We start from the raw sequence: 12,827 nt of genomic DNA, 5'->3' as shown, positions 1-12,827 counted from the left end.
CGTGCCAGACACCGCCGGGGAACGCGAAGAATCGCTGGACGTCATCGAGCGCGAGCTGACGGCGTTCGCGCGCCGGGCGCGCGCCGCCGCGGCCCGACTCCATCCGGAGCTGCCGCTGGTCTCGTACACACTGCTGTCGCACATCGACGACCGGCAGGGCTGCCGCGCAACGGATCTGGCTGCGCACTACATGCTCGACAAGTCGACGGTCAGCCGGCAGATCGCCAGCCTGGAGAAGCTCGGCCTGGTCGAGCGCCACCCGGACGCCACGGACCACCGGATCCAGGTGCTGCACCCCACCAAGGCCGGAACCCAGGCCCTCGCCTCGACGCAGGCCAGCCGTCACGCGGCCTACCAGCAGCGTCTCGCGGAGTGGACCGCGGACGATCTCGCGCGGTTCGCCGAGTACCTGCTGCGCTACAACGCGTCGGGCGCGACGAGCACCCCGGGCACGGGCACGCCCCTGTAACTACCGAGAGCCGTCAGCAGCCGCCCTCGTCGACCACGAGGTATGTCTGCGCCCAGAGCGCCAGCTCCTTCAGGGCAGGCTCCATCGCGGCGCCGGCCCGCGTCAGCCGGTACGAGACCCGCAGCGGCGGACCCTCGTCGACCTCACGCACCACCAGCCCGGCCGCACCGAGTTCGGTCAGCCGGTCCGAGAGCATGCGCTCACTGATACCCGGAATCGCCCGCCGCAGATCCGCGAAGTGCACCGGCTGTTGCAGAAGCACGGAGACGATCGGGCCCGTCCAGCGCTTCCCGAACAGCTCGAAGACGCGCGTGATGCTCACGTCGACCCGTCGACACACCTGCTCACCGTGTTCCGCCATGCACCCAGGGTACTGCGTCGCAGTGAGGGGCTTATGATTAGTAAGCCCCTATGTTATTACTAGGTGCATACGAAAAAGATGCCCTGCATCCCCGGCCGGGCACCGCCCTCTAGATATCCGTGGAGATCCCCCATGGCCACGCTTCTGCACCTCGACTCCGCCGTCTTCCCGCAGGGCTCCGCATCGCGCGAGGTCACCGCCACCTTCGTCAAGACCTGGCTCGAGCAGCACCCGCACGGACAGGTCGTCTACCGCGACCTTGCCGCGAACCCGCTGCCCCACCTGGACGCCACAGCGGCAGCCGCCGGCGCCGAGGACCCGCTGCGCAGCGAGCTCGCCGCCGAGCTGGAAACCGCGGATGCCGTCCTGATCGGCGCCCCGATGTACAACTTCAGCATCCCGTCGACCCTGAAGGCCTGGCTCGACCAGGTGATCATCGTCGGTCGCAACGCGGGTCCCGACAGCCCGGTGGCGGGCACCCCGATCACCGTCGTCGCCAGCCGCGGCGGCTCGTACGCCCCCGGCACCCCGCGCGAGGACTCCGAGTTCGTCCAGAACTACCTGGAGAAGCTGCTGACGAGCATGTTCGGCGCCGAGGTCGACTTCATCGTCCCGGAGCTGACGCTGGCCCACTCCCAGCCCGCGATGGCCGAGCTCATCCCGCTTGCCGAGGCCTCTCGCGCCAGGGCGTTCACCGAGGCCACGGAGAAGGCCAAGGCTCTCGCCACGCGCCTCGCCGCCTGAGTCGCGGCACAACGGAAAACCGGCCGGGGCTCGCGGGGATCGGACACTCCCGCGAGCCCCGGCTCGTCGTCGCACGGAGACACACAAGCACCCCGCCACACAGAAACGCCCCGCTATACCGAACGCCCCGAATCGGACGTTTCACGTGAAACACATCCTGGCGTTCCAGAGCCTCCAAAACGCGCCCGCAGCACGCCTACAGCCCCGCATCCCTCGCCAACAGCGCAGCCTGCACCCGGTTCTCGCACCCCAGCTTCGCCAGGATCCGGCTCACATACGTCTTCACCGTTGCCTCGCTCATGTGCAGCCGCCTGCCGGCGTCCGCGTTGGACAGCCCCTCGCCGAGCAGGGCCAGTACCTCGCGCTCCCGCCCGCTGAGTTCCGCCACCTGCCGCCGCGCCCCTTCGCCCCGCTTGGCCGCCCGTCCCATGGCCAGCTGATCGACCACATGCCGAGTGGCACCGGGCGAGAGATAGGCATCACCGGCCGCTGCCGCCCGAACCGCCTGGATCAGCTCGGCCGGCGCGGTGTCCTTGAGCAGGAATCCGGCGCCCCCTTGCTCCAGCGTCCGCAGGACGTTCTCCCGCTCCCCGAACGTCGTGAGCACAATCACCCGCACCGCCGGTGCCGCCGTGCGCAGTTCCACCAGTGCCGTGAGCCCGTCCATCACAGGCATCTGGATGTCGAGCAGCACGACATCCGCCGCATGGGCGCGGACCTGATCCACGGCCTCGCGCCCATTCGCCGCCTCGGCGACAACCTCGATGGAGCGGTCCGAGGTCAGGATCATCCGTATCCCCGCCCGGATGAGGGGCTCGTCGTCAGCGATGACGACTCTGATCGGTTGCCCCGTCACACGTACCCCCGTACTCGTCCTGTCCCTCTCATCTACTGGGAACCTCATAGGACTTCTTCTCGATCAGCCTGCCGTCCCGGAAGCAGAACCGGAACACCGGCTCGGTACTGAGGCTGTCGCCCACCTCCGAGGACATCAGGACCAGGCACCGCGCCCCGGCCGGCTCCTCGGGCCCCGCGCCGTAAAGCCCGGCCGACATGAACGTATCCCCGGAGGGCAGCTGGTCCCGCACCTCGTCCTCCGCCGACCCGATCTTGATCGCCCGGTACTGGCGCGGATCGATCATCGCCTTGTCCATCTCTCTCACCAAGAAATACAGGCCGAACCCACCGATCAGCATCAACAGCACCAGGGCGCCCGCCGCTATCCCGCAGCCCAGCGCGATGCCGCTGCCCGTGCTCCTCGTCCTGCCGCTCATCGCCAACTCCCGCTCGGAAACCGTCCAGTCCATGACCGGACCACCGTTCCCCCGCGGGACTGTCTGTGACTGCTGCCGGAAGTCGTCCTCCGCATCGACCATCGGCGTACCCACGGACCCCCCGACCATGGACTCGGCGCCGTACGGCAGCACGCCGGCCACCCGGAACCCGCCGTCCTCGGTCCGCCCGGTGTGCACCATGCCGCCGACCAGCCGGGCCCGCTCGTGCAGCCCGGGCAACCCCTGCCCGCCGCTGACCGCTCCACCCACGGTCTGTGCGTGCCGCTGCGGACCACTGACGATCTCGACGACGAAGGAATCCGGCTCATAGCGCAGCTCGACCGTGATGGCCGCGCCCGGTGCGTGCTTGTACGCATTGGTCAATGCCTCCTGGACGATGCGGTACGCCGCATGGTCCGAGGCAGCCGCGAGCACCCGGCTCTCTCCCGTGCGACGGAGCTCCACAGCGCTTCCAGCGGCCCGCGCCGCCTCCGTCAGCTCCTCGATACCCGCGGTCCCGCGCGCCGCCCGCTGCCCGTCCTCGTCGCCGCGCCCGGGTCCCGCGACGTCGTCCCGCAGAATCCCGACGACTTCCCGCAGCTCGTGCATGGCACGGACCGAGGCACCACGCAGCACACCGACCGCCTCGCGCTGCCGCACCGTCAGCTCCGGGTCGACCTCCAGTGCCCCTGTATGGACAGAGATCAGCGCCAGTTGGTGACCGAGGCTGTCGTGCATGTCCTGAGCGATCCGCTGGCGCTCCATGAGCCGCGCCTGCCCCACGATCATGGCCCGCTCCCGGATCAGCTGCGCATTGCGCTCCTGGAGGGCGTGCAGCAGGGTCCGGCGCTGCGTCCAGTACCGGCTGGCGAGACCGGGCACGAGCGTCGTCGCCAAAAAGTAGAGGGTGGTGAGCAACACCTGGGTCAGCGGCCGCAGCCCGGACCAGGTCATCGCGACGGTCACACCCACGTAAAGAACGTACGAGGCGGTGAACGCCCCCAGCGCCCGTCCTGCTCCGGCGATCCGGCGCCCGGAACTCCACGCCACCACCATCAGCAGCAACGCGAATCCGCCGGAGAACCCGGCCAGGGCGGACGTCACCACCAGCACGCTCACGGGCAGCCGGCGCCTGAGCAGCGACAGCACCACGACCATGGACGGCACAACCCACAACCGCAGTTCCCCGCCGCGCAGCAGCTCTTCCGTCCCCGCGGCCAGCAGCCCGAGCACCACGGCCAGCACGGCCTCCCCGGCCGTCCTGCGGCGGGACCACAGCTCCGGCGCCGCACACCACTGCCACCCGGCCCGGAGTTTCGATATCGCGTACACGCCCCGCACCCTAGGCAGCCCTTCGCACACGCGACGCCTTTCTTTCGTTGCGCCCGCGCACGACGAAAGTCGCCCCACCGCCGATCACCTCGCCAGGGAACGAAGAAGCCCCACAGACCGTTGGCCTGTGGGGCTTCTCTCTTGTGCGCGAGGGGGGATTTGAACCCCCACGTCCCGAAGGACACTGGCACCTGAAGCCAGCGCGTCTGCCGTTCCGCCACTCGCGCATGAGTGGTGTTTTCAGACTCTCTCACCTGTTGGTGCGAGCGCCTGGCGACATCCGGAAGATTAGCACGCTGGACAGGGTGGATTCACATCCGTTGTTTCGCTGGGCGGATGACGGGAAGCGGGAACGCGGTGCGGTCACCCCCACTCCTCCTCAGCACACCGCAGGTGCGGGACACTGTGAGGAGCGGTCACCTCTACGATCCGTGTGAGGGGTGACACTCATCCACTGGGCAGACAAGGGGAACCAGCCGATTTCCCGACGCGTGGATACGATCAGTAAGCAGTACAGGGACGAGAACACCGGAGGAGGTGCCCCATGGGAGTCATGAAGCGTTTCGAGCAGCGTCTCGAAGGTCTGGTCAACGGCACCTTCGCCAAAGTGTTCAAGTCCGAGGTCCAGCCGGTCGAGATCGCGGGTGCCCTCCAGCGTGAGTGCGACAACAACGCAACCATCTGGAACCGCGAGCGGACCGTCGTCCCCAACGACTTCATCGTCGAGCTCAGCGCCCCGGACTACGAGCGCCTGAGCCCGTACTCCGGCCAGCTCGGCGACGAGCTCTCCGGTCTGGTCCGGGACTACGCCAAGCAGCAGCGCTACACCTTCATGGGACCGATCAAGGTTCATCTGGAGAAGGCGGAGGACCTCGACACCGGGCTCTACCGCGTGCGCAGCCGCACCCTTGCTTCGAGCTCCTCGCAGCAAGGCCAGCAGGCTCCTCAGGGCCACCCCGGACAGCCCGGCCACCCAGGCCACGGGCGCTCCGCCGCCCCGCAGCCCACCGGCGGCTACGGCTATCCGCCCAGCTCCGTTCCGCCCATGCCCGCGGCCCCGCCGCCGGGCAGCGGGCGTCCCGGAGCACCCACTGCCGACCGGCGCCCGCCGGCCGCGCCCGGCCCCATGCCGAGCGCGCAGGTACGGCGCTGGATCGAGATCAACGGCACCCGCCATCAGATCTCCCGCCCGACGCTGGTGCTGGGACGCAGCACCGACGCCGACGTGCGGATCGACGACCCCGGCGTATCGCGCCGGCACTGTGAGATCCGGACCGGAACGCCCTCGACGATCCAGGATCTCGGGTCTACCAACGGCATCGTGGTAGACGGGCAGCACACCACCCGCGCTACGCTCCGCGACGGCTCGCGGATCGTCGTGGGCAGCACCACCATCGTTTACCGGCAAGCCGAAGGGTGAAGCGGGGGCAATGTCAGAGCTGACCCTGACGGTCATGCGGCTAGGTTTCCTGGCTGTTCTGTGGCTGTTCGTCATCGTGGCCGTTCAGGTCATCCGCAGCGACCTGTTCGGAACGCGCGTCACGCAGCGCGGCTCACGCCGCAACGCGGGCGACACGCGACCGCAACAGGCACGCCAGACCGCCGCGGCACCGCCGCAGCAACGCCAGCAGCCCGGCCGCCAGCGCCGTGGGGCACCCACAAAGCTGGTCGTCTCCGAGGGCACCCTCACCGGCACCACGGTGGCGCTCCAGGGACAGACCATCACGCTGGGCCGGGCCCACGATTCAACGATCGTGCTGGACGACGACTACGCGTCCAGCAGGCATGCCAGGATCTACCCCGACCGTGACGGCCAGTGGATCGTCGAGGATCTCGGGTCCACCAATGGCACGTATCTCGACCGGACCCGCCTCACCACCCCGACGCCTGTTCCGCTGGGCGCGCCGATCCGGATCGGCAAGACCGTCATCGAGCTGCGGAAGTAGTACGACAATGAGCGAGCGGAGCGAGCGGGCCGTAGCGGTCCGGGCAACGGACCCGGCCCTGCTCCCGACCGGAGGGTGGGCAGTGTGGCGCGAGACCGGCTGTACCCCGAGCCGACGGGCGAGGTGCGCATGAGTCTGTCCCTGCGCTTCGCCGCCGGATCGCACAAGGGCATGATCCGGGAGGGAAACGAGGACTCCGGCTACGCCGGTCCGCGCCTTCTCGCCATCGCCGACGGCATGGGCGGCCAGGCGGCCGGTGAGGTCGCCAGCTCCGAGGTGATCTCGACGCTCGTTCAGCTCGACGACGACGTGCCCGGCTCGGACATCCTCACCTCGCTCGGCACGGCGGTCCAGCGGGCCAACGACCAACTGCGCATGATGGTCGAGGAGGACCCCCAGCTGGAGGGCATGGGCACCACGCTCACCGCTCTGCTCTGGACCGGTCAGCGCCTCGGCCTGGTCCACGTCGGCGACTCACGCGCGTACCTGCTGCGCGACGGCGTGCTGACCCAGATCACGCAGGACCACACCTGGGTCCAGCGGCTGGTCGACGAGGGCCGCATCACCGAAGAAGAGGCCACTACCCACCCGCAGCGCTCTCTGCTGATGCGCGCGCTGGGCAGCGGCGACCACGTCGAACCCGACCTCTCCATCCGTGAGGTCCGGGCCGGCGACCGCTATCTGATCTGCTCCGACGGGCTCTCCGGCGTCGTCTCGCACCAGACGATGGAGGAGACCCTCGCCAGCTACCAGGGCCCGCAGGAGACGATCCAGGAACTCATCCAGCTCGCCCTGCGCGGCGGCGGCCCGGACAACATCACCTGCATCGTCGCCGACGTCCTCGACGTGGACAGCAACGACACCCTGGCCGGGCAGCTCAACGACACCCCGGTCATCGTCGGCGCGGTCGCCGAGAACCAGTCCGCCCAGCTGAACGACAGCGACTCCATGACCACCCCGGCCGGCCGGGCGGCCGGTCTCGGCCGCCCCGTACCGCCGCCCGCGGGCGGCTTCGGCCCGCCCGGCAGCGGCGACGGCGTCGGCTACGGCGGAATGCCGGACGGCTCCTTCGACGCGTACACCGACGACGAATTCGTCAAGTCCGGCGGCGGCCGCAAGTGGCTGAAGCGGTCGTTCTACATCGTGCTCGCGCTGGCCGTCATCGGCGGTGGTGTGTACGGCGGTTACCGCTGGACCCAGAACCAGTTCTTCGTGGGCGCGAAGAACGACCATGTTGCGCTGTACCGCGGCATCAGCCAGGACCTCGCATGGGTCTCGCTCTCGAAGGTCGAGAAGGACCACCCCGAGATCGAACTCAAGTACCTCCCGTCCTACCAGCGCAAGCAGGTCGAGGCGACCATCGCCGAGGGCAACCTGGCCGACGCCCGCGAGAAGATCAGCGAGCTCTCGACCCAGGCGTCCGCCTGCAAGAAGGACGCGCAGCGCCGCGCGGCCGAGGCGGCGAGCAAGCCCCGCACCGGCGAGGGTGAAGCCGGAGGCACGGGCTCGGACCTCTCGAAGACGTCCACCGAGTCCGGCTCCACGTCCACCACCAGCAAGACAAAGCCGACCACAGCGACTCCCACTCCCGGCCCCAGCCTCTCGGAGGAAGAGACGAAGCTGGTCCCGCAGTGCGGTAAGCAGTAAAGCCGTAGGGGGCCTTCAGCACATGAGCGTTGTCACCAATACGACCACGATCGGCGCGATCGACGCACCGAGCCGTCGCAACACCGAGCTCGCCCTGATGGTCTTCGCCATCGCCATCTCGGTGTTCGCGTACGCCAATGTGGGCCTTGCCATGGACGGCACACTGCCTTCCGGCATGCTCGGATACGGGTTCGGCCTGATCCTGCTCGGCGGCGTCGCCCACCTCGTGGTGCGCAAGTTCGCTCCGTACGCGGATCCGCTGCTGCTGCCACTGGCGACTCTACTCAACGGGCTGGGGCTGGTGCTGATCTGGCGCTTGGACCAGTCGCCGAGGCTGATCGCGACAGCCAAGTACCAGTACGGCGTCTTCACCCCCTCCGCCCCCAGACAGTTGCTGTACTCGGCGGTCGGCATCGCTCTGTTCGTCGCCGTTCTGTTCCTGCTCAAGGACCACCGCATCCTGCAGCGCTACACCTACATCTCTATGGTGGGGGCGCTGGTCCTGCTGATCCTGCCGATGTTCTTCCCGGGCAAGTTCGGCGCCAAGATCTGGATCACGATCGCCGGCTTCTCCATCCAGCCCGGCGAGTTCGCAAAGATCATCATCGCGATCTTCTTCGCCGGCTATCTGATGGTCAAACGCGATGCGCTGGCCCTCGCCAGCCGCCGCTTCATGGGCCTCTATCTGCCCCGTGGCCGTGACCTCGGACCGATCCTCGTCATCTGGGCGATGTCGATCCTGATCCTGGTCTTCGAGACCGACCTCGGTACGTCGCTGCTGTTCTTCGGCCTCTTCGTGATCATGCTGTACGTCGCGACGGAGCGGACCAGCTGGATCGTCTTCGGTCTGCTGATGTCGGCGGTCGGCGCAGTCGGCGTCGCCACGTTCGAGCCGCATGTCCAGCAGCGGGTCGACGCCTGGCTGGACCCCTTCGGGGAAAAGACCATGGCCCATTCCGACCAGATCGCCCAGGCCCTGATGTCCTTCGGCTCCGGCGGCACCCTCGGCACCGGACTCGGTCAGGGCCACTCCGACCTGATCGGCTTCGCCGCCAACGCCGACTTCATCCTCTCCACCGTCGGTGAGGAGCTCGGTCTCGCCGGAATGATGGCTGTCCTGCTGATCTACGGTCTGATCGTCGAGCGCGGTGTCCGCACCGCGCTCGCGGCCCGCGACCCGTTCGGCAAGCTCCTCGCGATCGGTCTCTCCGGCGCCTTCGCGATCCAGGTCTTCGTCGTCGCCGGCGGTGTCATGGGTCTCATCCCGCTGACCGGTATGACGATGCCGTTCCTCGCGGCCGGTGGTTCGTCCGTGATCGCCAACTGGGCCCTGATCGGCATCCTGATCCGGATCAGCGACACCGCACGCCGCCCCGCGCCGGCCCCCGCCCCGTCCTCCGACGCCGAGATGACCCAGGTGGTCCGACCGTGAACAAGCCCCTGCGCCGGATCGCGATCTTCTGCGGCGTCCTCATCCTCGCCCTGCTCGTGCGGACCAACTACCTCCAGTACGTCCGCGCCGACGAGCTGAACACCCGCGACGAGAACCGCCGTGTCCGCATCGAGCGGTACGCGCACGAGCGCGGCAACATCATCGTCGACGGCAACCCCGTGACCACCTCGGTCGAGACCAAGGGCAGCGACTTCAAGTACAAGCGGTCCTGGAAGAACGGCCCCATGTGGGCACCCGTGACCGGCTACTCCTCGCAGGCCTTCGACGCCTCTCAGCTCGAAAAGCTCGAGGACGGCATCCTCACCGGCAACGACGACCAGCTCTTCTTCAACCGCACCCTGTCGATGTTCACGGGCGAGAAGAAGCAGGGCGGCAACATCGTCACCACCCTCGACGCCGCCGCCCAGAAGGCCGCCTTCCAGGGGCTCGGCGACAAGAAGGGCGCCGTTGCCGCGCTCGACCCGCAGACCGGCGCCATCCTGGCCCTCGCCAGCACCCCCTCGTACGACCCCTCGACCTTCGCGGGCAACTCCGACGCGGACACCAAGGCCTGGAACAACCTCCTGAAGGACAAGGACAAGCCGATGCTCAACCGGGCATTGCGCGAGACCTACCCGCCCGGCTCGACGTTCAAGGTCGTCACCGCCGCCGCGGCCCTGGAGAACGGCCTCTACACCGACATCGACGGCAAGACGGACTCCCCGCTGCCGTACAAGCTCCCGCAGGTGAGCACCGTCCTGCAGAACGAGGGCAACATCCCGTGCGAGAACGCCTCGCTCCGGGAAGCGCTGCGGATGTCCTGCAACACCGTCTTCGGCAAGATCAGCGACGACCTGGGCAACCAGAAGATGATGGACGAGGCCGCCAAGTTCGGCTTCAACAAGGAGATCTTCACCCCGGTCCGCGCCGACGCGAGCGTCTACCCGAAGGACAACCGGCCGCAGAACGCCATGGCGGGCATCGGCCAGGCCTCCAACCGCGCCACCCCGCTCCAGATGGCCATGGTCGCCGCCGCGGTCGCCAACGACGGCAAGCTCATGCAGCCGTACATGGTCGCCGAGCGGAAGGCACCCAACCTCGACGTGATCTACACCCACGAGAAGGAGGAGCTCAGCCGGCCCCTCTCGGGTGAGAACGCGCAGAAGCTCCAGCAGATGATGGAGACCGTCGTCAAGAGCGGCACGGGAACCAGGGCCCTCATCAACGGCGTCACAGTCGGCGGCAAGACCGGTACCGCCCAGCACGGTCTGAACAACAGCGAGAAGCCGTACGCCTGGTTCATCTCGTACGCGAAGACCAGCAGCGGCTCGCCCGTCGCCGTGGCGGTCGTGGTCGAGGACAGCAGCGCCAACCGGGACGATGTCTCCGGCGGTGGTCTGGCCGCTCCGATCGCCAAGGCCGTGATGGAGGCGGTCATCAACAAGAGGTGACGCCCATCACATCGGGCGCCATACCTGCACACTGGGATACCGGTCAGATATCAGCTCACGGCTGTGGGCCGATCAGGTAGTGCGTGGCCGGTAGCGTATGCGCGAGCAGCACACCGCCGGACCACACACCGGTGCGGTCGGGACAGACGGAGAGGGCTGGAACAGTTATGGAAGAGCCGCGTCGCCTCGGCGGCCGGTACGAGCTGGGCTCGGTGCTCGGCCGTGGTGGCATGGCCGAGGTCTACCTCGCGCACGACACCCGGCTCGGCCGCACCGTCGCTGTGAAGACGCTGCGGACCGATCTCGCCCGCGACCCGTCCTTCCAGGCCCGGTTCCGCCGTGAAGCCCAATCCGCCGCCTCGCTCAATCACCCGGCGATCGTCGCCGTCTACGACACCGGCGAGGACTACGTCGACGGTGTCTCCATCCCGTACATCGTGATGGAGTACGTCGACGGGTCGACGCTCAGAGAACTTCTGCACTCCGGCCGCAAACTGCTGCCCGAGCGCACCCTCGAAATGACGGTCGGGATCCTCCAGGCGCTGGAGTACTCGCACCGCGCAGGCATCGTCCACCGCGACATCAAGCCGGCGAACGTCATGCTGACGCGCACCGGCCAGGTCAAAGTCATGGACTTCGGTATCGCCCGCGCCATGGGCGACTCCGGCATGACGATGACCCAGACCTCGGCCGTCATCGGCACCGCCCAGTACCTCTCCCCGGAGCAGGCCAAGGGCGAGCAGGTCGATGCGCGCTCCGACCTGTACTCGACCGGCTGTCTGCTCTACGAGCTGCTGACCGTCCGGCCGCCGTTCATCGGTGACTCGCCCGTCGCGGTCGCCTACCAGCACGTGCGGGAAGAGCCACAGACCCCCAGCACCTTCGACCCCGAGATCACGCCCGAAATGGACGCGATCGTGTTGAAGGCCCTGGTCAAGGACCCCGACTACCGCTACCAGTCGGCCGACGAGATGCGTGCCGACATCGAGGCCTGCCTCGACGGCCAGCCGGTCGCCGCCACCGCGGCGATGGGCGTGGCCGGTTACGGGGCATACGACGGGTACGGCAACGACCAGCCCACCACCGCGCTGCGCGCCGCCGACCCGAACGGCGCCCAGACCTCCATGCTGCCCCCGGTCAATCCGGACGACGGCGGCTACGGAAACGACGAGCGCCCGGACCGCCGCCGCCAGAAGAAGAACAACACCTCCACGATCCTGCTGATCGTCGCGGGCATCCTCGTGCTGATCGGCGCGATCCTGATCGGCAAGTCCGTCTTCGGCGGCGACAACAGCGGCAACAGCAGGGTCGACGTGCCGAACATGGTCGGTTCGACCGTGGCAGAGGCGCAGGATCTCGCGAAGAACGCCGGTGTCCTCCTCAAGGTCGGCGCGCGCGAACCGTGCGAGACCCAGGAGAAGAACAAGATCTGCAGCCAGTCGCCCAAGGACGGCAAGATGGCGGAGAACGAGACCGTCACGGTCGTCGTCTCCACCGGTGCGCCGAAGGTCGAGGTCCCGGACGTCACGGAGAAGTCCGAGGAGAACGCCCGCAAGATCCTGGAGGAAAAGGACTTCTCGGTGAAGGTCGTCACGACCGAGTCCTCCACCGCGGAGCCCGGCACCGTGCTCGACCAGAACCCCAAGGGCAACACGAAGGCCGAGCGGGAGTCCGAGGTCAAGATCACGGTCGCCAAGCAGGAGATGAGGCAGGTCCCAGATGTGGTGACTCAGCAGATCGCCAACGCGAGGGACCAGCTGACGAAGCTCGACTTCGTAGTCGCCGAACAGCAAGTCGACTCCGAGAAGCCCGCAGGCGAGGTCGTCTCACAGGACCAACCGGCCAACTCCATGAAGCCGAAGGGCACCACGATCACCCTGCAGGTCTCCAAGGGCCCGACGCAGCCGGCGACGGTCCCGGTCCCCCAAGTCAGGGGCAGCACGGTCGCCCAGGCCAAGCAGGCCCTGGCCGCGCAGGGCTTCACTCAAATCCAGTTCGCGCAGGGCAGCTCGGACAACGACAACGCCATCGTCGCCAACATCGATCCACAGCCGGGCACCCAAGCCGACCCCGCGACCACCGTCATCACCCTCACCACGGTGGGCGGCAAGGGCAACGGGGACGGCAATATCTTCGGCGGCCCATCGGGCTCACAGAACTGAGCCCCACCG

Annotated in this window: 11 protein-coding genes and 1 tRNA gene; 8 read left to right on the top strand and 4 right to left on the bottom strand. The window is 68.0% G+C overall.

What is annotated here, in order from left to right; translation table 11 throughout:
- Nucleotide 1: 1 nt before the first annotated feature.
- A complete protein-coding gene (locus OG395_RS28280; protein WP_327245432.1) occupies nucleotides 2-469 on the top strand; it encodes a MarR family winged helix-turn-helix transcriptional regulator in 468 nt (155 codons plus the stop codon).
- Nucleotides 470-482: 13 nt separating this feature from the next.
- Here the strand turns inward: OG395_RS28280 and OG395_RS28275 are convergent, their stop codons facing one another.
- Entirely contained in the window at nucleotides 483-830 is a 348-nt protein-coding gene (locus OG395_RS28275) for a winged helix-turn-helix transcriptional regulator (RefSeq protein WP_327245431.1), read from the bottom strand.
- 132 nt (nucleotides 831-962) lie between these two features.
- Between OG395_RS28275 and OG395_RS28270 the strand changes: the two genes are divergently transcribed.
- A complete protein-coding gene (locus OG395_RS28270; RefSeq protein ID WP_327245430.1) occupies nucleotides 963-1,574 on the top strand; it encodes an FMN-dependent NADH-azoreductase in 612 nt (203 codons plus the stop codon).
- A gap of 196 nt (nucleotides 1,575-1,770) precedes the next feature.
- Here OG395_RS28270 and OG395_RS28265 read toward each other — a convergent pair whose 3' ends face one another.
- From OG395_RS28265 to OG395_RS28255, 3 genes are all read right to left on the bottom strand, one after another.
- Nucleotides 1,771-2,430, bottom strand: coding sequence for a response regulator transcription factor (locus tag OG395_RS28265; protein ID WP_327245429.1), 660 nt, complete (start codon nucleotides 2,428-2,430; stop codon nucleotides 1,771-1,773).
- Between the two features lie 28 nt (nucleotides 2,431-2,458).
- Entirely contained in the window at nucleotides 2,459-4,180 is a 1,722-nt protein-coding gene (locus OG395_RS28260; RefSeq protein ID WP_327245428.1) for a sensor histidine kinase, read from the bottom strand.
- Nucleotides 4,181-4,324: 144 nt separating this feature from the next.
- Nucleotides 4,325-4,407: transfer RNA gene (locus tag OG395_RS28255), tRNA-Leu, on the bottom strand.
- Nucleotides 4,408-4,724: 317 nt separating this feature from the next.
- On the opposite strand from OG395_RS28255, the gene OG395_RS28250 reads away from it, so the two are divergent.
- The 6 genes from OG395_RS28250 (at nucleotide 4,725) to pknB (ending at nucleotide 12,818) form a co-directional block, all read left to right on the top strand.
- On the top strand, nucleotides 4,725-5,600 hold the full coding sequence (locus tag OG395_RS28250) for an FhaA domain-containing protein (protein ID WP_327245427.1): 876 nt from the start codon (nucleotides 4,725-4,727) through the stop codon (nucleotides 5,598-5,600).
- Between the two features lie 10 nt (nucleotides 5,601-5,610).
- Entirely contained in the window at nucleotides 5,611-6,126 is a 516-nt protein-coding gene (locus OG395_RS28245; protein ID WP_037702017.1) for an FHA domain-containing protein FhaB/FipA, read from the top strand.
- 129 nt (nucleotides 6,127-6,255) lie between these two features.
- Nucleotides 6,256-7,773 (top strand): Stp1/IreP family PP2C-type Ser/Thr phosphatase, encoded by a 1,518-nt coding sequence (locus OG395_RS28240; RefSeq protein ID WP_327245426.1) that lies wholly within the window; start codon nucleotides 6,256-6,258, stop codon nucleotides 7,771-7,773.
- A 22-nt stretch (nucleotides 7,774-7,795) separates the two neighbouring features.
- A complete protein-coding gene (locus tag OG395_RS28235; protein WP_327245425.1) occupies nucleotides 7,796-9,205 on the top strand; it encodes an FtsW/RodA/SpoVE family cell cycle protein in 1,410 nt (469 codons plus the stop codon).
- Nucleotides 9,202-10,656 carry a peptidoglycan D,D-transpeptidase FtsI family protein gene (locus OG395_RS28230; protein WP_327245424.1) on the top strand — a complete coding sequence of 485 codons (1,455 nt, stop codon included), beginning with the start codon at nucleotides 9,202-9,204 and terminating at the stop codon, nucleotides 10,654-10,656. The genes OG395_RS28235 and OG395_RS28230 overlap by 4 nt, the downstream gene beginning before the upstream one ends.
- Before the next feature lie 167 nt (nucleotides 10,657-10,823).
- Entirely contained in the window at nucleotides 10,824-12,818 is a 1,995-nt protein-coding gene (gene pknB / locus OG395_RS28225) for a Stk1 family PASTA domain-containing Ser/Thr kinase (RefSeq protein ID WP_327245423.1), read from the top strand.
- Nucleotides 12,819-12,827 lie beyond the last annotated feature (9 nt).

The organism is Streptomyces sp. NBC_01320 (genome assembly GCF_035974375.1).
Lineage (GTDB): Bacteria > Actinomycetota > Actinomycetes > Streptomycetales > Streptomycetaceae > Streptomyces > Streptomyces yanii.
Note: the sequence above shows the minus strand (reverse complement) of the source record. Positions and strands in the feature narration are given on the sequence as shown.

Excerpts from the sequence above, each read along its gene's own strand:
- OG395_RS28275 (WP_327245431.1), bottom strand. The coding sequence starts at position 830 with ATGGCGGAACACGGTGAGCAGGTGTGTCGACGGGTCGACGTGAGCATC.
- OG395_RS28270 (WP_327245430.1), top strand. The coding sequence starts at position 963 with ATGGCCACGCTTCTGCACCTCGACTCCGCCGTCTTCCCGCAGGGCTCC.
- OG395_RS28250 (WP_327245427.1), top strand. The coding sequence starts at position 4,725 with ATGGGAGTCATGAAGCGTTTCGAGCAGCGTCTCGAAGGTCTGGTCAAC.
- OG395_RS28245 (WP_037702017.1), top strand. The coding sequence starts at position 5,611 with ATGTCAGAGCTGACCCTGACGGTCATGCGGCTAGGTTTCCTGGCTGTT.
- OG395_RS28240 (WP_327245426.1), top strand. The coding sequence starts at position 6,256 with ATGAGTCTGTCCCTGCGCTTCGCCGCCGGATCGCACAAGGGCATGATC.
- OG395_RS28235 (WP_327245425.1), top strand. The coding sequence starts at position 7,796 with ATGAGCGTTGTCACCAATACGACCACGATCGGCGCGATCGACGCACCG.
- pknB (WP_327245423.1), top strand. The coding sequence starts at position 10,824 with ATGGAAGAGCCGCGTCGCCTCGGCGGCCGGTACGAGCTGGGCTCGGTG.